Here is a 26,180-nt window from a genome sequence, read left to right as displayed (position 1 = left end):
AAAGGGATGAATATCTATGTACTAATGAAGAAGACATTTGATACAGAAGAAAAAATCAATGTTTCAAATGGGCAGATAGAAGAAGATGGAGCGGAATTCATCATCAATCCATACGATGAATATGCTATAGAAGAGGCTATCACCCAAAGGGATGAACATGGGGGAGAAGTGACTGTCATCACAGTAGGGGATGAAGAAGCAGAAAAACAGCTGCGCACTGCCCTCGCAATGGGCGCAGATAAGGCAGTGTTAATCAATACAGAGGAAGACCTGGAGGAAGGAGACCAATTCACTACAGCTAAGATCCTGGAAGCATATTTGGAAGATAAGGAAGCAGATCTCATTTTAGCAGGCAATGTAGCTATTGATGAAGCAAGCGGCCAGGTGGGGCCAAGACTCGCTGAAGCCTTGGGCATCCCTTATGTCACTACGATCACCAAATTAACGATCAACGGAGATACAGCAACGATGGAAAAGGACGTGGAGGGTGACGTAGAGATTGTTGAATCTTCCCTGCCATTGCTCGTCACCTGCCAACAAGGGCTCAACGAGCCGCGCTATCCTTCCCTACCGGGTATCATGAAAGCCAAAAAGAAACCACTCGAGGAACTGGAGATCGATGATCTAGAATTGGATGAAGATGAATTGGTAGCGAAAACAAAAACAATCGATATATTTCTGCCACCAGAGAAAGAAGCAGGAAAAGTCCTTGAAGGTGAAGTCGATGATCAGGTGAAAGAACTGGTAACTCTGCTTAAAGAAGAAAAGAAAGTACTGTAGACCTTCCATAAAGAAAGGGGAATAGACATGGCTAGTAGAATCGTCGTAATCGGAGAGAGCAGAGAAGGGGAACTTAGAAACGTAACATTCGAAGCTGTGGCAGCTGCTAAAAAGATAGATGCAGAAGCTGAAGTGGTCGGTATCATTTGCGGGGAAAAGAACCTCCAAGCACAAGGAGAGGAAATCATCCGTTATGGAGCAGATCGCACTGTTATAGTTGAGCATGAGCAACTTGGCAGTTACACTTCAGAAGGTTACGGCCAGGCAGTGCTTGCAGTAATCCAGGATGAATCACCTGATGGTATAGTGATGGGCCATACTTCTGTCGGAAAAGATCTGACTCCGAAGCTTGCTGCGAAACTAGGAACAGGGCTGATTTCAGATGCAATTGATATCAGTGGGGAAGGTGATAATGTCACTTTCACCAGACCCATTTATTCTGGAAAGGCATTTGAAAAGAAAGTGATCACAGATGGGCTGACCTTCGTCACCATTCGTCCGAATAATATCTCTCCATTGGAGAGGGATGAATCTCGCTCAGGTGAAGTTGCTTCCAAAGAGGTGGATATCACTGATATCCGGACAATCATCAAGGATGTCGTCCGGAAAGCATCTGAAGGTGTAGACCTCTCCGAAGCAAATGTGATCGTAGCTGGAGGACGCGGAGTAAAGAGCGATGAAGGCTTCAAGCCATTATATGAATTGGCGGAAGAACTTGGCGGTGCTGTTGGAGCTTCCCGGGGTGCGTGTGATGCCGAGTACTGTGATTATGCATTGCAGATCGGTCAGACAGGAAAAGTAGTTACACCCGATCTGTATATTGCTGTTGGTATTTCGGGGGCAATTCAGCATCTCGCCGGAATGTCCAATTCCAAGGTAATTGTGGCCATCAACAAAGATCCTGAAGCAAATATCTTTAATGTTGCGGATTATGGCATCGTCGGAGACTTATTTGAAGTGGTTCCGAAGCTGACGGAGGAGATAAGAAAAATGAAATAATGTGGGTGCCATAAAACGATTTCCATATAACATGAAGTTCCTGACATATACCGTGGCAGTGCTGATCGCAGGCTAGGTTTTTCCTCCCATCAGAGCGGGAATCATATGTAAACCACTGTCATAATTTAAGCCCACTTTATATGGGTATAAGCAAACTATTCGCAAGTGAATACTAACGGTGGTATACTCAACCAAAGAATGGATAAATATCAAGGAGGAAAATATATGGCTATTGTAAATGTAACCGATCAAAATTTCTCAAAAGAAACTGCAGAGGGGTTAGTTCTTGCGGACTTCTGGGCACCATGGTGCGGACCTTGCAAAATGATTGCTCCAGTCCTTGAAGAAATTGATGGTGAAATGGATGAGAAAGTACAGATTGTTAAACTTGATGTTGACGAAAATCAGGAGACTGCAGGCAAATACGGTGTGATGAGCATCCCGACATTACTCTTGTTCAAAGATGGAGAAGTTGTTGACCAGGTTATCGGTTTCCAACCGAAAGAAGCACTTGTTGATTTGATTAACAAACATGCTTAAACCCTGTATAATTGAATAAGAATGAATGGATAATCCCTTGTTACATAGCTGTAGCAAGGGATTATCTTTCATTAAAGATTCTTAATTTAAGGACTGAATAGTACAATGAATCAGACAATCAGAGAGAAACTGGCAGTCCTTCCAGCTGAACCGGGCTGCTATTTAATGAAAGATAAACATGGAACAGTCATCTATGTAGGGAAATCAAAGTTGCTGCGGAACAGGGTCCGCTCTTATTTCACCGGAGCAAATGATCGAAAAACACAACGGCTGGTACAAGAGATTGAGAATTTTGAATATGTGGTTACTTCTTCGGAAATGGAAGCCCTGATTTTAGAAATGAACTTGATTAAAAAGTATGACCCGAAATATAACGTCATGCTAAAAGATGATAAAACCTATCCATATATTAAGATCACTGCTGAGAGGCATCCGCGTTTGCTGATCACTCGGAAAGTGAAAAAAGATAAGGGGAAGTATTTCGGTCCGTACCCGAACGTGATTGCGGCGAGGGAAACCAAGAAACTGCTGGATCGGTTATACCCTTTAAGAAAGTGTAATAACCCTGCTGGCCGCCCCTGCCTCTATTATCATATGGGCCAGTGCCTGGCATGCAGCGAAAAGCCTCCTACACGGGAGGAGTACCGGAAAGTCATCCAGGATATTACTTCATTTCTTCAAGGCGGGTATAAGGAGATCAAACGGAATCTGAGCAGCAAGATGCAAGAAGCAAGCGAACAGCTCAATTTTGAAAGAGCAATGGAATTGCGGGATCAGATCCAACACATTGAAGCAGTCATGGAACGGCAGAAAATGACGATCAATGACAGGGTGGACAGGGATGTCTTCGGGTACAGCTATGATAAAGGCTGGATGTGCGTACAAACCTTTTTTGTCAGACAAGGAAAACTGATTGAGCGGGATGTATCAGTATTCCCATTTTTTGATGACCCTCAGGAAACGTTCATAAGTTTCATCGGCCGGTTCTATCTCCATCAACATCATCCGATGCCCAAAGAAATTCTGTTGCCCCTCGGTTCCGATGTAGATATGCTGAAAGGTTTGCTGGAAGTGAATGTCCACACACCTTACCGTGGGCGAAAGAAGGAACTGGTGGAGCTTGCCGGCAAAAATGCACAAATTGCACTGGAAGAGAAGTTCTCCCTGATCGAAAGGGATGAAGAACGAACAATACTAGCGGTTGAGGGGCTCGGCGAACTGCTTCATATTGAGACGCCACATAGGATTGAAGCATTTGACAACTCCAATATTCAAGGGACAGATCCAGTATCTGCTATGGTAGTCTTTGAAGATGGGAAACCGAATAAAAAGGAATACCGGAAATATAAAATCAAACAGGTGGAGGGTCCGGATGATTATGAAACCATGAAGGAAGTGGTGCGCAGGCGTTATACAAGAGTCCTGAAAGAGAATCTCCGCCTTCCTGACCTGATTATCGTTGATGGTGGAAAGGGTCAGATGAGTGCGGCCCTGGATGTACTCGAAAATGAACTGGGGCTGGATATTCCGTTATGCGGTCTGGCAAAAGATGATAAGCACAAAACTAGTGAATTGCTATATGGCTACCCACCTGAAATAGTGCCACTGTCCAGGCAGTCCCAGGAGTTCTATCTTGTCCAGCGGATACAGGATGAAGTCCACCGATTTGCTATCAGTTTCCATCGTCAGCTAAGGGGAAAGAGTGTTTTCCAATCTGAACTGGATAAAATTCCAGGTGTCGGTGAGAAAAGAAGGAGATTGCTGCTAAGTCACTTCAAATCAGTCTCAGAGATTAAGAAAGCCAGTATTACAGACTTTACAAAACTTGGCATCCCGCAAAATACAGCAGAAGATATATTAGGACATCTCAACGAGAAAGGAGATTGAAAAAGCAGCAATTCACTTTGGAATTGCTGCTTTTTTTACGTGGCACACACTACGGTGAATTCCACCTGATGGATCTTCTGATTGATTTCCTCTGCACACTCACATTCCGTGCCTTTCAACATATGTACGGCTTCTGCAAGAAAACCGGCTTCCATACGAAAATCCGCCTGAAAAGAAGATGAACTCAGCCGCCTGACTACACTGTCGGCCAGAAGGTGAAATGTCATTTCTTTTCTTTTTTCTTTGACCAACTCGATTTTTCCCCAACCCATCTGATCAAAGAGGTAATAAATATCCTCCAGCTGCTCGATTTGAAACTTCCTTGCAAGGTTCCTCCCCAAAAAGTAAAGAAGTGCGGGGGATTCTGCCCCCAATATCTCTGGGAGGCCAATGTACCGCAATATATCATAGCCTGCCCCGCTTGTATGGAGTTCTTCCAACTGGGATAAAGGGATTGCATTTTGTTTTTGTGCCAAAAGGTTCATCCTTTCTTGCTGAAACGGTTCAAACTGACGACGGTGTCAGTTAAAATTACTGCCAGTCTATATTATCTATGTAAATATCATATTAAGCAAGTATCCATTTGCCATACCTGAAATCCCTTTCTATTAAACTATCTAAATCTTAAAATTACCGACCGCCTTTTCTTGACGCTTTATAAAGATAGAAGTACAATAAACATGTTATTAAATTTGCATTATTAGACAATAAACCAAAAAAAGTGATAATTGTCTATTTTGGTTGTATTGTCTATGTAATCGCAACCAAAAACTATCGAGTTAAACTAAGGGGGGAGAAACATGGCAGAACATCGTGAATTTGGGTACAGGAGGCTGCACTCCCTGCTGGGGGTAGTTCCAATCGGGATCTTTCTAGTGCAGCACTTGGTTATCAACCATTTCGCTGTGTATGGGGAGGAAAGTTTTAATGCGGCAGCGGGCGTTATGCATGACCTGCCATTCAGACTGTTGTTGGAAATCGTGGTAATTTACATTCCGATTTTATTCCATGCCATTTTGGGGGTTTACATTGTATTCACCGCACGAAACAATGTAAGCAAATATGGTTATTTCCGCAACTGGATGTTCAAACTGCAACGCTATACTGGTGTTATAACGCTGGTATTCATCGCTTGGCATGTGTTTGAGACTAGAGTACAGATCGGTCTAGGAAATGCAGATTTGGACTATAGTCTGATGGAAGGCATTTTGACCAACCCGTTTATGTTCTGGTTCTATGTAATCGGTGTACTATCAGCCGTTTTCCATTTTGCCAATGGATTATGGAGCTTCCTGGTAACATGGGGATTCACGCAATCACCTAAATCACAGCAAATTGCTACATATGCAACCATTCTTGTGTTCCTGGGAGTAAGTTATATCGGAATCAGATCATTGATCACGTTTGCTTACGGAGTGTAAAGATAAAGAAATTAGGGAGTGAGTTACCAAATGAGTAATCGCAAAGTAGCTGTTGTCGGCGGGGGTCTCGCCGGGTTAATGGCAACAATAAAAGCAGCAGAAGCAGGGGTCCATGTTGACTTATTCTCCATTGTACCCGTAAAACGATCTCACTCTGTGTGTGCCCAAGGCGGAATCAACGGAGCTGTAAATACCAAGGGTGAAGGCGATTCGCCTGCAATCCACTTTGATGATACTGTCTACGGTGGAGACTTCCTGGCCAACCAACCGCCAGTGAAAGCGATGGCGGATGCCGCGCCAAGCATCATACATATGTTGGATCGGATGGGTGTTATGTTCAACCGTACACCTGAAGGGCTTCTCGACTTTCGAAGGTTCGGCGGAACCCAGCACCACCGCACAGCTTATGCAGGTGCTACAACAGGGCAACAGTTATTATACGCGCTGGATGAGCAGGTCCGCCGATTTGAAGTTGAAGGCCTTGTCACAAAATATGAAGGCTGGGAATTTCTCGGTACTGTTCTAGATGATGACGGCAGGGGAAGAGGTATTGTCGGACAGGACATCAAAACCCATGAAATTAAGTCCTTCCGCTCTGACGCAGTGATCATGGCAACAGGTGGTCCTGGAATCATATTCGGTAAATCCACTAATTCCATGATCAATACCGGTTCTGCTGCAAGTACACTTTATCAGCAGGGAGCCAAGTACGCGAATGGTGAGTTTATTCAAATTCACCCGACAGCCATACCGGGCGATGACAAGCTAAGATTGATGAGCGAATCTGCCCGTGGCGAGGGTGGCCGTGTATGGACCTATAAGGATGGAGAACCATGGTACTTCCTGGAAGAAAAATACCCTGCATATGGAAACCTGGTGCCACGTGACATTGCGACACGTGAAATATTCGATGTTTGTGTCAATCAGAAGTTGGGCATTAACGGAGAGAACATGGTTTATCTGGACCTATCCCATAAAGATCCAAAAGAGCTCGATGTCAAACTAGGTGGCATTATAGAAATCTATGAAAAATTTGTCGGGGAAGATCCTCGGAAAGTACCAATGAAAATCTTCCCTGCAGTTCATTATTCCATGGGCGGCCTTTGGGTTGATTATGACCAAATGACCAGTATTCCAGGCGTGTTTGCTGCTGGTGAATGTGACTATTCCCAACACGGAGCCAATAGGCTTGGAGCCAATTCACTTCTTTCTGCCATCTACGGTGGCATGGTTGCAGGTCCAAATGCAATCAAGTACATTGACGGTCTGGACAAACACGCGGATGATATGCCTGATGACCTGTTTGAGTCCAGGGTAAGGGAAGAAGAAGAGAAGTTTGAAGCAATGATGAATATGGATGGGGAAGAGAATGCTTATCGTCTCCATAGGGAGCTCGGTGAATGGATGACGGACAATGTAACCGTTGTCCGTGACAACGATAAATTGCTGAAAACAGATGAAAAAATCCAAGAATTGCTTGAACGTTGGAACCATATCAATATTAACGATACATCGCGCTGGAATAACCAAGGTGCCATGTTTACACGGCAGTTGAAAAACATGCTGCATTTGGCACGCGTCATCACAATTGGGGCTTATAACCGGAATGAAAGCCGAGGAGCACATTTCAAACCAGCTTATCCTGATAGAAATGACGAAGAGTGGTTGAAGACTACTATCGCAGATTTTGATCCTTCAAAAGAATCGCCGGTATTCAGCTATGAAGATGTGGATGTTTCTCTGATTCCGCCTCGTAAGCGTGACTATACAAAAAAAAGCGAAGGGAGTAAGAAGTAATGGCTGAAGAACAAAAAACGGTTACTTTTATCGTTACTAGACAGGACAGTCCGGACTCAGCTCCTTACGAAGAATCATTCAACGTGCCTTACCGGAAGAATATGAACGTCATTTCCGGGTTGATGTCGATCAGGGAAAACCCTGTCAATGCTGATGGCAAGGAAACATCACCTGTTTACTGGGACATGAACTGTCTGGAGGAAGTTTGTGGTGCATGCTCTATGATCATCAATGGTACAGCTCGACAGTCTTGTGCTGCATTGGTCGATGAGCTGGAACAGCCAATTCGTTTGGCTCCGATGGATACGTTCCCGGTAGTAAGAGACTTGATTGTAGATAGGGAACGCATGTTTGATGCTTTGAAGCAGGTCAAAGCATGGGTTCCGATCGACGGCACCCATGATCTTGGTCCAGGACCAAGGATGCCTGAGAAAAAGCGCCAATGGGCATATGAACTTTCCAAGTGTATGACATGCGGTGTATGCCTTGAGGCATGTCCCAATGTGAATGACAAGTCCAACTTTATTGGACCAGCACCTATTTCCCAGGCACGTCTGTTCAACGCTCATCCAACAGGAGAGATGAATGCGAGTGAAAGGCTGGATGGTCTGATGGAAGACGGTGGTATTGATGGATGTGGAAATGCGCAGAACTGTGTGCAAGTCTGCCCGAAAGGTATTCCTTTGACAACATCCATTGCAGCGATGAACAGAGCAACAAATATACAAGCATTCAAAAACTTCTTCGGAAGTGACAATGCTCACTAAATAGATGTGAGATTTGGATGGCCCTGCCGCATATGTGGTAAGGGCCTCTTTTTGATTAGTAAATTTTCTCTTCTATATGCTGGTTTGCTAAAAACCCACTCTTTCTCCATTAATACAGGAAGGGGCAAGCGAAATGAAGAACCGGCTCCATAGAAAGGAAACCGGTTATCCAAGAAGACAGGCTGTATATTTATAACGGCTTTGCTTCCCTGTCGAATTCAAGCAGGACTAGAGCTTCAGCTCACCCATTCGAAGAAGCTCCACCACAGCCTGAGATCGCCCCTTCACCCCTAATTTTTGCATCGCATTTGAAATATGGTTACGGACAGTTTTTTCTGATATGAATAATTCCTGTGCAATTTCCTTTGTTGTTTTGTCTTGTACCAAGAGTTCAAATACTTCCTTTTCCCTTTTAGTCAATAACTGCTTCGGTTTATATTCGTTGTCCTTCAAATGTTAACCCCTCCTTGCTGTCATAGAGCTGCGTCTGAAGGGAAATTATTTAGTCTTTATAGCTTATGAAAAAAAGCGGAATCAGTGCGTGTGGGAACCGGTAAATAAACGTTTGGCCCATTATTATTCTGTGAACCTGTTTTTTCTGATATAATACATAGCAGCGATTATCTAATTTGCTACATAATGGGATGAACATCCGCCGTTAAAGGGGGACTATAGTTGGAAAATGACTTTTCTGCGAGTGAGATTGTAGATTTAGAGAAAAAACTTCGATATATTTCTGGGATCATTAAGCAAAACGGGAGAAAGATTTTAAATAACTATCCGATAACTTCTCCTCAGTTTGTTGCCCTCCAATGGCTCGTGGAAGAAGGAGATTTGACTATTGGAGAGCTATCGAACAAAATTAGTCTCGCTTTTAGTACCACTACCGATTTGGTCGACCGGATGGAAAAAAACGACCTGGTGGAACGGGTGAAGGATACAAGAGATAGACGCGTTGTGAGAATTCATGTGTTAGAAAAAGGGAGTACGATTATCCAGGAAGTTATTGAAAAACGACAGGATTTTCTTGGCGCTGTCTTGGAAGGTTTTACAGAGGAAGAAGCAGGGAGTTTAAATGAGTTGTTAGGCCTCTTGTATAAAGAGATGGAGAAAATACAGAAAAAATAAAGTGCAGAAGAGGGATACAGGTGGAACGAGCAATAGGAGTAATTGATTCCGGGGTTGGTGGACTGACGGTAGTACTTGAATTGATGCGTCAGCTCCCTAAAGAGAAGCTGATTTATCTTGGGGATACGGCAAGATGTCCTTACGGGCCGAGATCTGCCGAAGAAGTAAAGAAATTCACTTGGGAAATGGTCGATTTCCTGGTGGAAAAAAATATCAAAATGCTGGTAATTGCATGCAATACCGCTACAGCTTTCACGTTGAAAGAATTACAGGATAAGCTGGATATCCCAGTCATCGGGGTAATCCAGCCAGGCGCACGGGCGGCGATCAAGCATACGCAGAATAATCATGTGGGTGTAATTGGAACAGAAGGCACTGTATCAAGTGCTGCTTACACAAAAGAACTGCATAAAATAAAACCGGAACTACGTGTGGACAGCTTGGCATGCCCTTTGTTCGTACCGATGGTTGAGCAGGGAGTGCGGACTGGTCCCAAGGCGGAAAGTGTAGTGGAAGAGACTTTAAGGCCGATGGAACAAAATGGAATGGACACCTTGATTCTCGGGTGCACCCATTATCCGCTTTTGAAAGATACCATACAAAAGGTGGTTGGGGAGTCCGTGTCGGTAATCTCTTCTAGTGAAGAGACGGCAGCAGAAACTAGTACCATCTTGGATGTCCACGGACTATCCAGTAATCGAGAAAAGAGTCCCATCCATCAATTTTACACCACTGGCGATCTGGACATTTTCATGGAGATATCAAAAAGCATATTCGAGAAGGATTATGCTTTGATGCTGACTATTCAGAAGGTGGAAATAACAAAGAGTCATAAGGCGTAACCTTCGCCTTTTGGCTTTTTTATTTGTCATGGAAAAGCCACAGGCGAGCAATTGTCCCGATAGGATGGTGGTGGTAGATAAGAATTCTCTTCCCATATTGGTTGGTCTATTTTTTTACTGGGCTCGTATACATAATAGTACAAACCATCATAGGGGGGAAGTACATGCGAAAGCAGCATTTACTATGGACCGGATTAGTTGTTCTTACCTTTATATTAGCTGGATGTTTCCAAGGGGAACAGTCGATGGAGGAAATCGATGCTCCGGAAGATGCAGAGCCTGTGGACAGCCTGGAGGAGATCGATACAGAATCTGACGAGGGAACTGCTTCTGAGACGGAGGGTGATGACTCAAGTACTCCTGTGGGTGAAGCAGAGACTGTACCCAGACAATTATATTTACTGGATGCCAATGGAATGGTTGCTTCACAGACGTTGAATCTTCCGCTGGAGGAATCCAAGGAGGTTGCAGCCCAGGCATTGCAGCATTTGGTGAAGGGTGGGCCGGTAACACCGATGCTGCCTAACGGGTTTCAGGCGGTCCTTCCGGAAGGAACCGAGATTCTGAGTTTGAATCTCCAAGAGGATGGTACCATCATAGTAGATGTATCTCAGGAGTTCGAGAATTATAAGGCCGAGGACGAACGTAAAATTTTGGAGGCTATGACCTATACATTGACGCAGTTTGAGAATGTGGAGAGAATGAAACTGAGGATGAACGGCACCCCCCTCGAAACGATGCCTGTAAATGGGACACCTCTTGGAGATGGGTATTCTAAAACGAACGGAATCAATATAGCAGAGAACGATACCGTGGATTTAGTGGACAGTAAACCAGTCACCATGTATTATCCTGCCCGACAAGGTGATGATAGTTATTATGTTCCAGTAACTCAATATGTCGAAGGGGAACAGGAAGAAATGTATTCCAACATTATTAGGGAGCTGGTTGACGGGCCTGGTTATCAGACAAATGCAACACAGGTATTTAATGGGCAGACGGGGTTAGCAGATGTACCAACTTTGACAGACGGTGTGTTGGAGTTGGAATTCACCCAAGATATTCTCGCACAAGAAGGACATCCGGTAATAGCCGATGAGGTCATGGAGACAATTGTGCGTACGATGACGGAACTGCAGGATGTGGAAGCTGTCCAGATAGAAGTGGAAAGTGTCGATCAACTGGTGAATGAAAGCGGAGAAGCATACGAGGAGCCTGTTACCAGTGATATGTTCATTCCAGCAGAGAAGCTTTGACAGGATTCCATATATCATTAAAAGAACTTTTTTAGAAGGCTGTCAGCACAGCCTTTTTTTATTTGGCAAGCTGTTACGGAAATGATACGATCCAGTAATATATGATAAGCTAATTATGGAGGATTCACGGTGAATAGGTGAATAAGCAAAGTGATAACTATCTAGGTTAGAAAATAGTCAGGAGGCATCTGATGAAGGAAATTATCATTGCGACTAAGAACCAAGGAAAAGCAATCGAATTCAAGGAGTTATTTTCTAAATATGGCATAAATGCCCGGTCTTTAACAGAACTTGACAGGGAACCAAAAGATATTGATGAGACAGGCAACACCTTCCAGGAGAATGCTGCCTTGAAAGCAGAGCAGACTGCAGAAATCCTGTCTGCTCCAGTGCTGGCGGACGATTCGGGGCTGGTGGTAGATGCACTGGACGGAGAACCAGGTGTCTATTCTGCAAGGTATGCGGGGGATCAAAAGGATGACCAAGCAAATATCAACAAAGTTCTGCATGGACTGGATGGTGTACCAGCAGAAAAGAGGACAGCAAGATTCATCTGTGTCCTGGCTGTGGCAACACCGGGAGAAGAGACGATTTTCCGGCAAGGAATCTGTGAGGGGCATATCGCCCATACGGAAGCGGGGGAGAACGGTTTTGGCTACGATCCTATTTTCATCCCGGAGAGATATGAAAAGACGATGGCCCAGCTCCCAAAAGCAGAAAAAAATAGAATCAGCCACCGGGCAAAGGCTCTGCAAGAGCTTGGAGCCTGGTTGGACAAGCAATAGGAGGGATCACTGCATGACAAAAGTGCTAATTCTAAGTGACAGTCACGGCTTGACAAAGGAGTTGAAAGAGATCAAGAAGCGGCACACTGTTGATTATATGATACATTGTGGCGATTCTGAATTGGAAATGGATGCAACGGAATTGGAAGGGTTTTATATGGTTGGCGGGAATATGGATATGGATCACCGCTTTCCCGATGAACAGACGGTCACCATCGGCGGCCTGACTTTCTTCATAGCTCATGGCCATCTTCATAATGTAAAAGGCAACATCTCGACCATTGCCTACCGAGCGGAAGAGGAAGGTGCCCAGGTCATCTGCTTTGGACATACCCATATAGCCGGCGCTGAAAAATTGGGAGCACAACTGCTGATAAATCCGGGGAGCATCCGCCTTCCTAGAAATCGCCAAGAAAAAACTTATGCCATCATGGAATGGAACTCGAAGGACGACATAAAAGTGAACTTCTATACGGAGACAGGTGAAATTGTACCTGATATGGCATACTCAACCATGTTATAGCAAAAAAGCCTGTGGCCATGATGATGGATCACAGGCTTTTAAATTTCTTTGTAAAAAGTGTTGACAAAATTAGTTGAGGAACATATAATAACTATTGTTCGCTTAAAACACAGCGACATACATAGCAAGAAACATCAGTTGAAAAAATCCCCATGTTCCATGCGGGTGTAGTTTAATGGTAAAACCTCAGCCACGAGCAAAGCATCTGCCGAATAGGCTGCGAGTTGCCCCGAAGCACTAACATCCCTGATTAACCTTTAAGATGCAGTGGCATAGTTCAGGCGGAATTGATAAAAAGCAATTTATCTTACATAATGCGGGTGTAGTTTAATGGTAAAACCTCAGCCTTCCAAGCTGATGACGAGGGTTCGATTCCCTTCACCCGCTCCAATACATCATTGCATAACAAGTCCCAGTAGCTCAGCAGGATAGAGCAACAGCCTTCTAAGCTGTGGGTCGCAGGTTCGAATCCTGCCTGGGACGTCAGCAGAGAGAAACCTATGATCATGTAGGTTTCTCTTTTGTATTTCCAGGAATGGGTTTTATACATAAATGGCCGGGGAATGTATATCTATTAGAAGAACCATAAATACTATTATTAGTGGTGGAAGGGGGAGAATAAATGCAGCAGTCCGCTAATGACAATATCATACTGTTTCCGAAGTGGAAATCCATCCTGGAAGAGGAGAGTTTGAAGGCTTTAAAGGAAAAAAGATATGATGAGGCTCTTGCCAAATTGGACCAGTTGTTGAGCTACCAGGTTGACAGCCATGAAATAATCATAGGAAAACTGATTTGCCTGATGGAGTTGGGCAGACATAGGGAAGCACAATACTTATGTGAAGAGCTGCTGGGACAGAGGGATGAACATTATTACCATTACGTACATATCTATTTGACAATTTTGTTCCAGACCAACCAATATGGTTTGCTGATGGAACAGGTCGAAGACGAACTTCAGGGTGAAGAGATCCCTCCTGTATTAAAAGAGCAGTTTGAGCAGCTATATGACATGAGTACAAAAATGCAGAATGACCTGGTCATCGAAGATGCCAGGACACACTTGGATGAATTCTATCAGGCGGTGGAAAGCAATGACCATGGTAAACAGTGGCGTCTCATAGAAAGCTTAAGGAAGTCAAACACTGTCAGACCAGAGAGACTTGTAGAATACCTTGCTGAAGAGCAGATCCACCCGGTAATTAAGACGGCGATATTCCTCTGGTTAAAGGAAGAAGGTTCACCCAATGAGGTGACTATACATAAATTTGAGCGAAAAATGGACGTCATACCGAATGAGGCAGCAGGAATACAAGGAAATGGTTTAGCCAAACAAATTTCATTACTGATAAACGAGATTGAACAAAAGGATCCATCGCTGTACAACCTTTTAAATTCCTTGCTCTACCGTTACCTTTATGTCAGGTACCCTGTCGTTCCACCGTATGAAGATGCACTTAAGGTTGCGGAAGCTCTTCGTAGTGTAGGGTTGGATTATTTGAACACCCATGAAGAAACCGGTATAGATGCAAGTCCTATTGTCGAGAAATATATAGAAGAAATTAGATTATGCGATGCACTGTACTCAAGTGTGATAGAAGAATAGGGTGGCAGCTTGCCAAATGCTTGAAAGGCACTATAATTATGTTATAATAAGATGGTTGCAAATTTAGCATCTAGATGATCATGCTGATTGTATGAACGTGAAAAATGAATGACTCAATAGATTTTGGAGGGAATAGTAATGTCAGCAAAATGGGAAAAACAAGAGGGTAACGTAGGGGTACTAACATTCGATGTCTCTGCGGACGAGTTTGAAAAGGCTTTGGATCAGGCATTTAAAAAAGTACGCAAGGATATCCAGATTCCAGGATTCCGTAAAGGCAAAATTCCGCGTAAAATCTTTGAAAGCCGTTTTGGAGTAGAATCACTCTATCAGGACGCAGTAGATATTGTTCTTCCAAATGCCTATGTTCAGGCAATTGATGAGACAGGCATTGAGCCGATCGAGCAGCCGGAAGTTGATATCGAGAATATCGAACGTGGCGAAGATTTGGTATTTACAGCAAAAGTCCAAGTGAAACCAGAAGTTAATCTTGGAGAATATAAAGGCCTTGAAGTGGAAGAACAGTCTGTTGAAGTAACTGATGAAGAAGTTGATGAAACGATTGACAAACTTCGTCAAGACCATGCAGAACTTGTCGTTAAAGAAGAAGGAAGCGTAGAAGAAGGCGATACAGTGGTTATCGACTTTGAAGGTTTCCTCGATGGAGAGGCGTTTGAAGGCGGAAAAGGTGAGAACCATTCCTTGGAGATCGGTTCCGGCCAGTTCATTCCAGGATTTGAAGAACAGCTGGTAGGAAAAGATATCGACGCCGATACTGAAATTGAAGTAACATTCCCAGAAGATTACCATGCAGAAGAACTTGCAGGTAAAAAGGCTACATTCAAAGTAAAAATTCATGAAGTGAAGTATAAAGAGCTTCCAGAACTGGACGATGAGTTCGCTGTGGATGTCGACGAAGAGGCAGAAACACTGGATGATTTGAAGAAGAAGAAAAAAGAAGAGCTCCAGTCTCAAAAAGAACAGGATGCCGACAACCAAAAGCGTGAAACATTGTTGGAGAAAGCTTCCGAGAATGCTGAGGTTGACATCCCTGAAGTTATGGTAGAAACGGAACTGGATCAGATGGTGCGCGAATTCGAACAGCGTCTACAAATGCAGGGAATGACAATGGAAATGTACTCCCAGTTTTCCGGCCAAGATGAATCTGCATTAAAAGAGCAGATGAAAGAAGATGCTGAAAAACGTGTGAAAACCAACTTAACATTGGATGCCATTGTAAATGCAGAAAACCTTGAAGTATCAGAAGAGGATGTAGATGCAGAACTGGAAAATATGGCTTCCATGTATGGAACTGATAAAGAACAGCTTAAGCAGATGCTGGGCGGCAATACAAACGCTATAAAAGAAGATTTGAAATTCAAAAAAGCAATCGACTTTCTTGTCGAAAACAGTAAAGCTGTCTAATAGCCTTTGAAATGTTTAGGTACAGATGAATAGGGTAATTATATGGACAAGGTGCGAATATTCGCACCTTGTTTCCATTTTACTTGTAATTTCAGATGAATAACCGGGGTCACTTTCAATTTTGCTACTTAAAACCAAAGTTGGACATATAGTATAAGTAACTGTGTTTGACTTTTCCATGAAGAAGGCCATAATTGATTATATTCTTGAAGTTAAAGGTGTATCGTTTTGTTTTTTAATATTCATCTGATATGATGACTATAAAAGTTGTACCTAATTGACCATGGGAGCAGATATAAACTTTTAGGGGTGAATTGAATGTTCAAATTTAATGAAGAAAAAGGGCAATTGAAGTGCTCATTCTGCGGCAAGAGTCAAGAACAGGTCCGTAAGCTGGTTGCTGGACCTGGTGTATATATATGTGATGAATGTATTGAACTCTGTACGGAGATTGTGGAAGAGGAACTCGGCACGGAAGAAGAAGTAGAGCTGAAAGAGATTCCAAAACCAAAAGAAATAAGGGAAACACTTGATGACTATGTCATCGGCCAAGATAAAGCGAAAAAGAACCTTTCGGTGGCTGTATACAATCATTACAAACGGATCAACTCCCCGAAAAATGCGGACGATGTAGAGCTTGCTAAGAGTAACATAGCGATGCTCGGGCCAACTGGTAGCGGGAAGACCCTTCTTGCTCAGACATTGGCTAGAATCATCAATGTTCCGTTCGCCATGGCTGATGCTACATCTTTAACTGAGGCTGGATATGTCGGGGAAGACGTGGAAAACATTCTGTTGAAGCTTATTCAGGCAGCAGATTATGATGTGGAGAAAGCGGAGAAAGGTATCATCTACATTGATGAGATCGATAAGGTGGCCCGTAAATCGGAGAACCCTTCAATTACACGTGATGTGTCAGGGGAAGGTGTCCAACAGGCACTGCTTAAAATCCTTGAAGGCACAGTCGCAAGTGTACCGCCACAAGGTGGACGCAAGCATCCACATCAGGAATTCATCCAAATCGATACAACGAATATTCTGTTCATCGTCGGGGGTGCCTTTGATGGCATCGATCAGGTGATCAAGCGCCGCCTTGGTGAGAAGGTGATCGGTTTCGGTGCCAATGCCGAACAGGAAAACCTTGAACCAGCTGAACTGTTGGAGAAGGTGCTTCCAGAAGACCTGTTGCGTTATGGGCTGATTCCGGAATTTATCGGAAGAATTCCAGTAGTGGCAAGTCTCACGCCTCTGGATGAAGAAGCTCTTGTAGAGATTCTCACCAAACCAAAGAATGCTCTGGTTAAACAATACAATAAGCTATTCCAGATGGATGATGTGGAATTGGACTTTGAAGATGGAGCGCTTGAAGAAATTGCGAAAAAAGCTATTGAACGAAAAACCGGCGCAAGGGGACTCCGCTCCATTATTGAAGGAATTATGCTCGATGTGATGTTCGAGTTGCCTTCGAGGGAAGATATTGAGAAATGCATCATTACCAAGGATACGATCTCAAGGGAAAACGGAAGCCCTAAATTGGTGTTCAGGGATGGAACAGTCAAGGAAGGAAACAAAACACTTCCAAAAGAGAGTGCCTAATTCATAGAAAGTAATCAATTTGGGAAGACTGACCTAGTGTATAACTTCTTCGCTTATCAGGCCGAAGAAATATGCTTTGGTCAGTCTTTTGATATCAACGCCTTTGGTATGACCATCCTTGGAGCTTGCAGGATAATATTACCATATAAACATTTACAAACAGCAGAGTTTTATATAAACTTTAAGAACATACATAGGAAGAAAATATCTAATTTTGATGGAGGTACATATTTATGCCAAATGAGCCAATTCAACTTCCCCTCCTTCCATTACGTGGCCTGCTGGTCTTCCCTTCCATGGTCCTGCATTTGGACGTGGGCAGAGATAAATCTGTCGCAGCACTGGAAAAGGCGATGATGGATGACCAGGTTATTTTTTTGGCCGCCCAGAAGAAAGTCAGTATAGATGAACCAGAGACCCAGGATATCTATGATATTGGAACAATGGCCAAGGTGAATCAGATGATCAAACTTCCCAATGGGACACTGCGGGTGCTTGTGGAAGGGTTAAACAGAGCACAGATCATTCGTTATGTCGAACAGGAAGAAGAATTTCAAGTAGAAGTAGAAAAGCTGGAGGATATCGAGGGAGATCCCAATGAAGAGGAAGCATTGATGCGTTCTCTGCTTTCCCAGTTCGAGGACTATATAAAGATTTCCAAAAAAATTACACAAGAAACTTTGAATACTGTCACTGACATTGACGAACCGGGTCGGATGGCAGATATTATCACCTCACACTTGACGTTGAAAGTGAAAGAAAAGCAAGAGCTGCTTGAAATTCTTAATATTAAAGAAAGGCTTCAGCATCTTGTGAAGCTGATTTCCAATGAACAAAAGGTACTGGACCTCGAAAAGAAAATCGGCCAACGTGTAAAAACCTCTATGGAAAAAACACAAAAGGAATATTACCTTCGTGAGCAGTTGAAAGCCATCCAAAAAGAACTTGGGGAGAAAGAAGGTAAAACAGGGGAAGTAGGACAGCTCCGTGAAGAAGTGGAACAGTCAGACATGCCTGAGAATATCAAGGAAGTAGCACTGAAGGAACTTGGCCGTTTTGAGAAGGTTCCGCAAAGCTCAGCGGAAAGTTCCGTGATCCGCAATTATCTGGACTGGCTCCTTGCTTTGCCATGGACCAAAAAAACCCGGGATACCATAGAAATTCCGGAAGCTGAAAAAATATTGGATGATGATCATTATGGCCTGGAGAAAGTAAAAGAGCGTATCCTGGAATACTTGGCTGTCCAGAAATTGACGAAGTCCATTAAAGGCCCAATCCTTTGTCTTGTTGGTCCTCCGGGCGTAGGTAAAACTTCCTTGGCTAAATCCATTGCGCGATCCATCAACAGGAACTTTGTCAGGATTTCCTTAGGAGGCGTGCGGGATGAAGCGGAAATCAGAGGTCATCGAAGGACCTATATCGGGGCGATGCCGGGAAGAATTATCCAAGGAATGAAAAAAGCTGAAACGGTTAACCCAGTTTTCCTCCTTGATGAGATTGACAAAATGTCCAATGACTTTCGCGGAGACCCTTCCTCGGCCATGCTCGAGGTCTTGGATCCCGAGCAAAACGTGAATTTCAGTGATCATTTCATTGAAGAAACATATGACCTATCCAATGTATTGTTTGTGGCAACTGCCAACTATGTCAATAACATTCCGGAGCCTCTATTGGACCGTATGGAGCTCATCTCCATACCTGGATATACAGAGGTGGAGAAACTGCATATTGCCAAAGAACACCTCCTTCCGAAACAACTGAAGGAGAATGGGTTGAAGAAAGGCGACATGCAAGTAAGAGATGATGCGCTATTGAAACTCATCCGGCGTTATACCCGAGAGGCAGGGGTGAGAAATCTGGAACGTCAGCTTGCCACCCTGTGCAGGAAAACAGCAAAAATCATTATATCCGAAGAGAAGAAACGGGTGGTCGTAACAGAAAAGAGTATTGAAGACCTCCTTGGAAAACCAGTTTACCGCTATGGGATGAAGGAAGAGGAAGACCAGGTAGGGACGGCGACAGGTTTGGCATATACATCTGCTGGCGGCGATACATTATCGATTGAAGTCTCTCACTATCCTGGAAAAGGTAAACTGACGTTGACTGGGAAATTGGGAGACGTCATGCAAGAGTCCGCCCAGGCTGCATTCAGCTATATCCGTTCCCGCTCCGGTGAATTGAATATAGACCCGGATTTCCATGAGAAGTATGACATCCATATCCATGTACCAGAGGGAGCGACTCCTAAAGATGGACCATCGGCAGGCATTACAATGGCTACCGCCCTTGTATCCGCGCTTACGGGAAGAGCAGTGAAAAAGGAAGTGGCTATGACAGGGGAAATCACCCTGCGGGGTCGTGTACTACCGATCGGAGGACTGAAGGAAAAATCACTTAGTGCCCACCGTGCTGGAATATCTACCATCATTATTCCTAAAGAAAACAAGAAAGATATAGATGATATTCCAGAAAGTGTACGGGAAGGGTTGACATTTATCCCTGTCAGCCACCTGGATGAGGTACTGAAGAAGGCACTTGCGGAGGCAGAAAATGAAAGTTAATCATGCAGAAATCGTCATTAGTGCAGTAAGTAAAAAACAATACCCAGAAGACCGGTTGCCGGAAATTGCTTTGGCGGGTCGCTCGAATGTAGGGAAATCTTCCTTTATCAATAAGTTGATCAACAGAAAGAATTTGGCGCGAACTTCCTCCAAACCGGGGAAAACCCAGACATTGAATTTCTATCGGTTGAATGATGCCTTTTACTTTGTGGATGTGCCTGGGTACGGTTACGCGAAAGTCTCCAAAAAAGAACGGGAAAAATGGGGAGGAATGATGGAGGAGTATTTCCAGACAAGGGATACATTGAGAGCCGTCGTACTGATTACCGACAGCCGCCATGAGCCGACACGGGATGATATTCAGATGTATGATTTTCTGAAGTATTTTGAACTGCCGGTGATAGTAATCGCTACAAAAATAGATAAGGTGCCGAAAAGTAAGCGGCACGCCCATTTAAAGCGGACCAGGGAAACTTTGGAAATGGAATCCCAAGATGAACTGGTGGCTTTCTCCTCGGAGACCGGGGATGGCAAGGATGAGGCATGGGGGCTTCTTAGAAGCTACCTATAAACAAAGTGGCTGTATATTCATTTTCTTTGGAATATACAGCCACTTGTCTTATTTCTTCCTTTTCAAAAGATAAATGCCTAATAAAATTAATATCACAGGCCAAAGTCTCTCCAGGTAATCCATCGCTGGATAGAGCCAAGAAAGCCATTCAGGAAATGGAACGGAAAATATCAGCGATAGCGAGAAAACGGTCAACATAGCGCCAATAAACCATCCATCCTTCATTTTCGTCGACTTTATCAGAAGTGCTATTCCGATCAACAGCAAATAGACTCCCCAGTGATCGATCCACCATCCATAATGGCGCATGCCATGTAAATGTATTCCTATGCCGAGAAGCAGGGTTCCCGGAAATAAATTATCATAGGCTTTTGATGTGTAGCTGTGTATAACCATTGCCAAGCCGACGATAATAAGTAGTGTTATCCATGAATAGAAGTCGGTAAAAACCGGCAGTTGCCATTCACGGAATAAGAAAAATAAGCCGAACCCTATAAGAATATAAGCAAACAGTGTACCCCTTTTTTTCATTCTATTCCACCCCATTGCGCTTTCCACTTAATGTCGATTTCTTGCTAATTGAGAACTGTTATGATAAATTACATGGGAAATCATTCAATAATATACGAAGAGAGTCAGTTTATTGTTTCATTTTCTGTTCACATTTTCAAAAAAAGTGTTCCTTGATTTATGTTAGAATTATTCTATAAGAAGAAGTATGGATTCATATTTGTAAAGTGATGATGGGGGTATTTAGTTTTGCATATCGTTAAAGTTGGACTCAATTATAGGACAGCCCCAGTGGAAGTCAGAGAAAAGCTGACTTTTTCAGAACAGTCGCTGCCCGAAGCGATGGTTGAACTGAAAGAACGAAAAAGTATATTGGAAAATGTGATCATCTCCACATGCAACCGAACGGAAGTATACGCTGTTGTGGATCAGCTGCATACTGGCCGTTACTATATAAAACAGTTTTTGGCTGATTGGTTTGGAGTGAAAAAAGAGGAATTTTCCTCTTATCTCCATATTTCTGAAGACGACGGTGCAATCGAACACTTATTTCGGGTAACTGTCGGGCTAGATTCCATGGTAGTCGGTGAAACACAGATACTGGGACAGGTCAAACACTCATTCATGGTTGCTCAGCAGGCAAAGGTTACCGGTACGATGTTCAATGAACTTTTTAAACAAGCCATTACATTCGCGAAGAGGACACAGAAGGAGACGGCTATTGGAACACAGGCCGTATCCGTAAGTTATGCTGCCGTAGAGCTTGCAAGAAAAATTTTTGGGAAGCTGCAACATAAGCATGTTGCCATCCTGGGAGCGGGAGAAATGGGAGAGCTTGCCGTGAAAAATCTGCAAGGATCAGGAGCCGACCATATTACGGTCGTCAATCGTTCGACGGAGAAAGCCGAAAAACTCGCCGGGAAGTTTGACGCAGAAGTCGCATCTTTACGAGACCTCCCATCAGTAGTCGAGAAGGCGGATATTCTGATAACCTCCACGGGTGCAGCCTCCTATATGTTGACTCCAGAGCTGATCGGTCCTTCCATGAAAAAGAGGAAAGGGAATCCGTTTTTTATTGTAGATATAGCAGTCCCAAGGGACGCTGACCCGGCCATTAGCCGACTGGACGATGTATTCTTATATGATATTGATGATTTGCAGCATATCGTGGATGAAAACATGGCTGCACGTCAAGCAGTTGCTGAGGAAATTGAAATACAGCTGGAAGGTGAAATTGTAGCCTTTAAAGAGTGGGTTCAAACACTTGGCGTCGTTCCTGTAATCACTGCACTGAGGAAAAAGGCGCTGTCCATCCAAGCGGAAACTATGAATAGCATTGAAAGAAAGATGCCGGATTTGACAGACCGTGAAAGAAAAGTCCTTAGTAAGCATACAAAAAGTATCATTAATCAGCTTCTGAAAGAACCGGTGACCCAAGCAAAGGAATTAGCCGGAGAAGAAAATGCTGAGGAATCCCTTGACTTGTTTGTACGCGTGTTTGGTTTACAGGATGAAGTGAAGGAAGAACTGATCAAACAAGCCGGTGAAAATGATGCGTATTCTGCATTGGACAAGAGCGGAAGACTGTCCTTCTCACTGATGCATAAATTAGCCGGTATGTAAAATGAAGGGAATCCAACTATGTTTGAACTTAAATGGCTTTCCGAGATCATCCTGTTGATTTATGGGTGTAGTTTACTAGGATATTTTATTGATTTCATTCAAAACAACCAGAAGGCGAATCGTATAGCTTTCTGGTTGCTTAGTATGGTTTGGAGTATTCAAACCACGGCTTTTGCAATAAGTATTTTCTATGAAAAAAGTTTTCCAGTCGCTACATTGGTGGACAGTTTCTTTCTTTTTTCCTGGATACTTGTAACATTATCACTGATTATCCAGCGACTCTTCGCCGTGGATTTTATCATCTTCTTCATCAACTTGTTTGGCTTCTTTTTATTGCTTTTCTATCTAGTGACTGAAGCACAAAATCAGATGGCGGGCAACGGTATCGAACTAGTGCATGAAATCTTGATTACCCATATTGTACTGGCAGTTTTATCTTATGGTTTTTTTACGGTGTCCTGTATTTTTTCATTTATGTACGTTATTCAATACCGTTTTCTCAAAGAAAAAAAAGGCCTGAAGTGGATGTGGCGCTTTGGTGACTTGAAACGGTTGGATACCTATTCTTTTACTTCTGTCACATTGGGAGTCCCTTTGCTTTTAATCAGTATCATATTGGGTGTAGTATGGGCACATGTGACTGGCTCAGAATTTTACTGGGTTGATATGAAGACAGCTGGGTCAATTTTGGTGCTAGTGGTATATATTATCTATCTGCTGCTGAAATTGATGGTAGGTTATCAGGGGAAAGTGCTTGCTGTCTACAATACTGCAGCTTTCCTTATTTTATTAGTTAATTTCTTTTTGTTTAGTGTACTATCCAATTTTCACTTTTAAATCATGAGTTCATAAGGAGGATAACCATGCGTAAAATAGTCGTCGGTTCCCGACGCAGCAATCTGGCGCTTACACAAACCGAATGGGTCATTGACCAGTTGAAGCAAGCGGGTGTGGAGAACGAATTTGAGATAAAGAAAATTGTCACCAAGGGGGATAAAATCCTCGATGTAACCTTATCCAAAGTAGGTGGAAAGGGTCTATTCGTCAAAGAAATAGAACAGGCGATGTATGATAAAGAGGTCGATTTTGCCGTACATAGCATGAAGGACATGCCTTCCGAAATGCCTGATGGATTGAAAATTTCCTCCATCCCAATCAGGGAAGATCATCGGGATGCTTACATTGCTGTTGACCATACTCCCCTCCAACAGCTGCCTTCTGGAGCAATTGTGGGTACCAGCAGCCTGCGACGCGCTGCGCAAATTCTTGCAGAGAGACCGGATGTATCCATCAAGTGGATTCGCGGTAATATAGAGACAAGACTGCGAAAACTGAAAGAAGAGGATTATGATGCTATCATCCTAGCTGTATCAGGTTTGAAGCGGGTGGGCTTGAGTGAAGAATTGATCACGGAATATCTGGAACCGGATGTATGTGTACCTGCTGTCGGACAGGGAGCCCTAGCGATAGAAAGCAGAGAAGATGATACAGAGCTTGATGAATTGCTGGAAAGGATCAATGATGATTATACAACCAAAACCGTAACAGCTGAACGTACATTCCTTCATCTGCTTGAAGGAGGATGCCAAGTTCCTATAGGAGGGTATGCTTATCTGGACCAGGATGAAATTATTTTGACTGCCTTAGTTGGGACTCCGGACGGGAAAACCATTCTTAAAGAGACCGTACGTGGCAAGGATCCGCAAGCAGTAGGCAAAGAAGCAGCCGATAAGCTCATGGCCCAAGGTGCAAAAGATATTGTGGATCAGGTGAAAGAGGAGCTTGACCAGTAATGGCCGTTTCCCTGAAAGGAAAGAAAATCCTTGTGACAAGGGAAGAACATCAAGCGAAGACATTAGCAGATAAAGTGAAACGGTTGGAAGGCATTCCTGTAACGGTTCCTTTATTGAAAATCACCTGCAAAGATTGCAAGGATAACCGAAAAATACTAGAACGTTTACAAACCATTGAATGGATTTTCTTTACAAGTGCTAATGGAGTCCATTGCTTTTTTCAAACATTAAAACAGGATAAGGAACTATCCATGCAGGGAATAAAGACAGCTGTAGTGGGCCATAAAACGGAAGCTGCCTTGGCTTCCTATGGGTTCACGGCTGATTTTGTCCCTTCCATTTATGATGCGAAGGCGATGGGAAATGAGTTTCTGAATAGGTATGCGAATCCGGGCCCCATCCTGCTTGTCCGGGGAAACCGCTCCCGGAATGTCCTTCCTGATACATTTTCCGCACTTGGTATCCCTTTTGAAATGGTAGAAGTATATGATACCTCCTTAAACCTGCAAATGAAGCAAGTACTACAAGAGAAGTTAAGACTAGAGAACATAGATATTCTGACATTCACCAGCCCGTCAGCAGTAGAAGCCTTCTGTGAAATGACTCCTAATCGGGAAACACCCTGTATCTGCATAGGATCTACAACAAAGAAGCGGGCCGAAGAGATGGGTTTTTATGAAGTCTTATCTCCTGAAGTGTTCACGACTGACAGCATGTTGGAGTTGATCAGTGATTACATCGCCGGAAAGGACGGGTTATGATGAAGATAAACCAGCAATTCAAACGTCACCGCAGATTGAGATCTTCTGCATCGATGAGATCGTTGGTCAGGGAAAACCACCTTCGTACGGAGGATTTCATTTATCCAATATTTATCGTGGAGGGCGAAAACAAGAAGAATCAAGTACCTTCCATGCCAGGTGTCCATCAAATCTCCCTCGATCTTCTGAAAGAAGAACTGAAGGAAATATACAGCTTGGGAATCCGGGCCATGATGATCTTCGGTGTTCCGGATGAAAAAGATGAGCATGGAACCGGTGCCTTTATTGACAGCGGGATTGTTCAGGAAGCAACTAGAGTAATTAAAGAAACTTATCCGGACATCCTTGTGGTAGCTGATACTTGTCTTTGCGAATATACTTCGCATGGGCATTGCGGAGTGATCCACAACCAGGATGTAGACAATGATGAATCGTTGAAGCTATTGGCGCAAACCGCCGTATCCCAAGCTAAGGCCGGTGCTGACATCATCGCCCCATCCAATATGATGGATGGTTTTGTGGCTGTCATTCGGGCTGCTTTGGATGAAGAAGGATTCCATAATATTCCTATTATGTCTTATGCCGTCAAATATGCTTCTGCATTTTATGGCCCTTTCCGTGATGCGGCGGACAGCACTCCTCAATTCGGAGATCGGAAAACTTACCAGATGGATCCGGCCAACCGCTTGGAGGCACTTCGCGAGGCTGAATCGGATGTAGAAGAGGGAGCGGATTTTCTTATCGTAAAGCCGGCTCTTTCCTACCTTGATATTGTCAGGGATGTAAGAGACCGCTTCAACCTTCCTGTAGTAGCCTATAATGTAAGTGGAGAATATTCCATGATAAAGGCAGCAGCACAGAACGGTTGGGTAAATGAAAAAGAATTAGTGTTGGAAAAACTCACAGCAATGAAGCGGGCTGGTGCTGATTTGATCATCACTTATTTTGCAAAAGATGCGGCCCAATGGTTGAAGGAAGAAGAAAACAGACAAAATACAGAAAGATAGGA

The 26,180-nt window shown here is 43.6% G+C and carries 25 protein-coding genes and 2 tRNA genes; 24 read left to right on the top strand and 3 right to left on the bottom strand.

The features are described 5' to 3' along the window. The first annotated feature begins 6 nt into the window (after positions 1 to 6). The 4 genes from ACFOGI_RS07300 (at position 7) to uvrC (ending at position 4,206) form a co-directional block, all read left to right on the top strand. Complete coding sequence (locus tag ACFOGI_RS07300) at positions 7 to 780, top strand: electron transfer flavoprotein subunit beta/FixA family protein (protein ID WP_390270705.1); 774 nt, start codon at positions 7 to 9, stop codon at positions 778 to 780. A 27-nt stretch (positions 781 to 807) separates the two neighbouring features. After that, positions 808 to 1,779 (top strand): electron transfer flavoprotein subunit alpha/FixB family protein, encoded by a 972-nt coding sequence (locus ACFOGI_RS07295; RefSeq protein ID WP_390270702.1) that lies wholly within the window; start codon positions 808 to 810, stop codon positions 1,777 to 1,779. A 225-nt stretch (positions 1,780 to 2,004) separates the two neighbouring features. Further along, positions 2,005 to 2,319: a thioredoxin gene (trxA, locus tag ACFOGI_RS07290; protein ID WP_390270699.1), complete on the top strand. Its 315-nt coding sequence runs from the start codon at positions 2,005 to 2,007 to the stop codon at positions 2,317 to 2,319. Between the two features lie 105 nt (positions 2,320 to 2,424). Further along, positions 2,425 to 4,206 carry an excinuclease ABC subunit UvrC gene (gene uvrC / locus ACFOGI_RS07285; protein WP_390270696.1) on the top strand — a complete coding sequence of 594 codons (1,782 nt, stop codon included), beginning with the start codon at positions 2,425 to 2,427 and terminating at the stop codon, positions 4,204 to 4,206. 35 nt (positions 4,207 to 4,241) lie between these two features. Here uvrC and ACFOGI_RS07280 read toward each other — a convergent pair whose 3' ends face one another. Beyond that, positions 4,242 to 4,682, bottom strand: a complete 441-nt coding sequence (locus ACFOGI_RS07280) for a DUF2507 domain-containing protein (protein WP_390270694.1) — start codon at positions 4,680 to 4,682, stop codon at positions 4,242 to 4,244. A 324-nt stretch (positions 4,683 to 5,006) separates the two neighbouring features. Here ACFOGI_RS07280 and ACFOGI_RS07275 point away from each other — a divergent pair, with 324 nt between their 5' ends. The 3 genes from ACFOGI_RS07275 to sdhB are packed head-to-tail and all read left to right on the top strand — an operon-like array spanning position 5,007 to position 8,191. After that, the gene (locus tag ACFOGI_RS07275) at positions 5,007 to 5,627 is read left to right on the top strand and encodes a succinate dehydrogenase cytochrome b558 subunit (protein WP_390270691.1); all 621 of its coding nucleotides are present in this window, start codon (positions 5,007 to 5,009) and stop codon (positions 5,625 to 5,627) included. A 30-nt stretch (positions 5,628 to 5,657) separates the two neighbouring features. After that, positions 5,658 to 7,424 (top strand): succinate dehydrogenase flavoprotein subunit, encoded by a 1,767-nt coding sequence (gene sdhA / locus ACFOGI_RS07270; protein WP_390270688.1) that lies wholly within the window; start codon positions 5,658 to 5,660, stop codon positions 7,422 to 7,424. After that, positions 7,424 to 8,191: a succinate dehydrogenase iron-sulfur subunit gene (gene sdhB, locus ACFOGI_RS07265; RefSeq protein ID WP_390270685.1), complete on the top strand. Its 768-nt coding sequence runs from the start codon at positions 7,424 to 7,426 to the stop codon at positions 8,189 to 8,191. Before sdhA ends, sdhB begins: the two co-directional genes overlap by 1 nt. Before the next feature lie 228 nt (positions 8,192 to 8,419). Here the strand turns inward: sdhB and ACFOGI_RS07260 are convergent, their stop codons facing one another. Beyond that, positions 8,420 to 8,644: a helix-turn-helix domain-containing protein gene (locus tag ACFOGI_RS07260; protein ID WP_010651078.1), complete on the bottom strand. Its 225-nt coding sequence runs from the start codon at positions 8,642 to 8,644 to the stop codon at positions 8,420 to 8,422. A gap of 222 nt (positions 8,645 to 8,866) precedes the next feature. Here ACFOGI_RS07260 and ACFOGI_RS07255 point away from each other — a divergent pair, with 222 nt between their 5' ends. From ACFOGI_RS07255 to yihA, 12 genes are all read left to right on the top strand, one after another. Continuing rightward, complete coding sequence (locus ACFOGI_RS07255) at positions 8,867 to 9,319, top strand: MarR family winged helix-turn-helix transcriptional regulator (RefSeq protein WP_390270679.1); 453 nt, start codon at positions 8,867 to 8,869, stop codon at positions 9,317 to 9,319. Between the two features lie 20 nt (positions 9,320 to 9,339). Continuing rightward, positions 9,340 to 10,161, top strand: a complete 822-nt coding sequence (gene racE / locus ACFOGI_RS07250) for a glutamate racemase (protein ID WP_390270676.1) — start codon at positions 9,340 to 9,342, stop codon at positions 10,159 to 10,161. Between the two features lie 164 nt (positions 10,162 to 10,325). Beyond that, the gene (locus ACFOGI_RS07245; RefSeq protein ID WP_390270673.1) at positions 10,326 to 11,417 is read left to right on the top strand and encodes a GerMN domain-containing protein; all 1,092 of its coding nucleotides are present in this window, start codon (positions 10,326 to 10,328) and stop codon (positions 11,415 to 11,417) included. Between the two features lie 191 nt (positions 11,418 to 11,608). Beyond that, on the top strand, positions 11,609 to 12,202 hold the full coding sequence (locus ACFOGI_RS07240) for an XTP/dITP diphosphatase (RefSeq protein ID WP_390270670.1): 594 nt from the start codon (positions 11,609 to 11,611) through the stop codon (positions 12,200 to 12,202). A 13-nt stretch (positions 12,203 to 12,215) separates the two neighbouring features. After that, positions 12,216 to 12,725 carry a metallophosphoesterase family protein gene (locus ACFOGI_RS07235; RefSeq protein ID WP_390270668.1) on the top strand — a complete coding sequence of 170 codons (510 nt, stop codon included), beginning with the start codon at positions 12,216 to 12,218 and terminating at the stop codon, positions 12,723 to 12,725. A gap of 316 nt (positions 12,726 to 13,041) precedes the next feature. Beyond that, a tRNA-Gly gene (locus tag ACFOGI_RS07230) sits at positions 13,042 to 13,115 on the top strand. Positions 13,116 to 13,134: 19 nt separating this feature from the next. Continuing rightward, positions 13,135 to 13,208, top strand: a tRNA-Arg gene (locus tag ACFOGI_RS07225). Between the two features lie 139 nt (positions 13,209 to 13,347). Further along, a complete protein-coding gene (locus ACFOGI_RS07220) occupies positions 13,348 to 14,331 on the top strand; it encodes a tetratricopeptide repeat protein (protein WP_390270665.1) in 984 nt (327 codons plus the stop codon). 138 nt (positions 14,332 to 14,469) lie between these two features. After that, a complete protein-coding gene (gene tig / locus ACFOGI_RS07215; protein WP_390270662.1) occupies positions 14,470 to 15,756 on the top strand; it encodes a trigger factor in 1,287 nt (428 codons plus the stop codon). 318 nt (positions 15,757 to 16,074) lie between these two features. After that, positions 16,075 to 17,352 carry an ATP-dependent protease ATP-binding subunit ClpX gene (gene clpX / locus ACFOGI_RS07210; RefSeq protein ID WP_390270659.1) on the top strand — a complete coding sequence of 426 codons (1,278 nt, stop codon included), beginning with the start codon at positions 16,075 to 16,077 and terminating at the stop codon, positions 17,350 to 17,352. Between the two features lie 233 nt (positions 17,353 to 17,585). After that, the gene (gene lon / locus ACFOGI_RS07205; RefSeq protein ID WP_390270656.1) at positions 17,586 to 19,913 is read left to right on the top strand and encodes an endopeptidase La; all 2,328 of its coding nucleotides are present in this window, start codon (positions 17,586 to 17,588) and stop codon (positions 19,911 to 19,913) included. Further along, entirely contained in the window at positions 19,903 to 20,484 is a 582-nt protein-coding gene (gene yihA / locus ACFOGI_RS07200; protein WP_390270653.1) for a ribosome biogenesis GTP-binding protein YihA/YsxC, read from the top strand. Before lon ends, yihA begins: the two co-directional genes overlap by 11 nt. Before the next feature lie 48 nt (positions 20,485 to 20,532). Here yihA and ACFOGI_RS07195 read toward each other — a convergent pair whose 3' ends face one another. Then, entirely contained in the window at positions 20,533 to 21,015 is a 483-nt protein-coding gene (locus ACFOGI_RS07195; RefSeq protein WP_390270650.1) for a hypothetical protein, read from the bottom strand. Between the two features lie 228 nt (positions 21,016 to 21,243). Between ACFOGI_RS07195 and hemA the strand changes: the two genes are divergently transcribed. From hemA to hemB, 5 genes are read left to right on the top strand one after another with little or no spacing between them, the layout of a single operon-like run. After that, on the top strand, positions 21,244 to 22,617 hold the full coding sequence (gene hemA, locus ACFOGI_RS07190; protein WP_390270647.1) for a glutamyl-tRNA reductase: 1,374 nt from the start codon (positions 21,244 to 21,246) through the stop codon (positions 22,615 to 22,617). An 18-nt stretch (positions 22,618 to 22,635) separates the two neighbouring features. Next, positions 22,636 to 23,454, top strand: coding sequence for a cytochrome C assembly family protein (locus ACFOGI_RS07185; protein ID WP_390270644.1), 819 nt, complete (start codon positions 22,636 to 22,638; stop codon positions 23,452 to 23,454). A 26-nt stretch (positions 23,455 to 23,480) separates the two neighbouring features. Further along, a complete protein-coding gene (hemC, locus tag ACFOGI_RS07180; RefSeq protein WP_390270641.1) occupies positions 23,481 to 24,410 on the top strand; it encodes a hydroxymethylbilane synthase in 930 nt (309 codons plus the stop codon). Then, positions 24,410 to 25,171, top strand: coding sequence for a uroporphyrinogen-III synthase (locus tag ACFOGI_RS07175; protein ID WP_390270638.1), 762 nt, complete (start codon positions 24,410 to 24,412; stop codon positions 25,169 to 25,171). The genes hemC and ACFOGI_RS07175 overlap by 1 nt, the downstream gene beginning before the upstream one ends. Then, positions 25,171 to 26,178 (top strand): porphobilinogen synthase, encoded by a 1,008-nt coding sequence (gene hemB, locus ACFOGI_RS07170; protein WP_390270634.1) that lies wholly within the window; start codon positions 25,171 to 25,173, stop codon positions 26,176 to 26,178. Before ACFOGI_RS07175 ends, hemB begins: the two co-directional genes overlap by 1 nt. Positions 26,179 to 26,180: the final 2 nt, after the last annotated feature.

This window comes from Virgibacillus xinjiangensis (genome assembly GCF_042643145.1).
Lineage (GTDB): Bacteria > Bacillota > Bacilli > Bacillales > Amphibacillaceae > Virgibacillus_O > Virgibacillus_O xinjiangensis.
The sequence above is the reverse complement of the archived record's forward strand: the minus strand, read 5'-3'. Positions and strand labels throughout refer to the sequence as shown.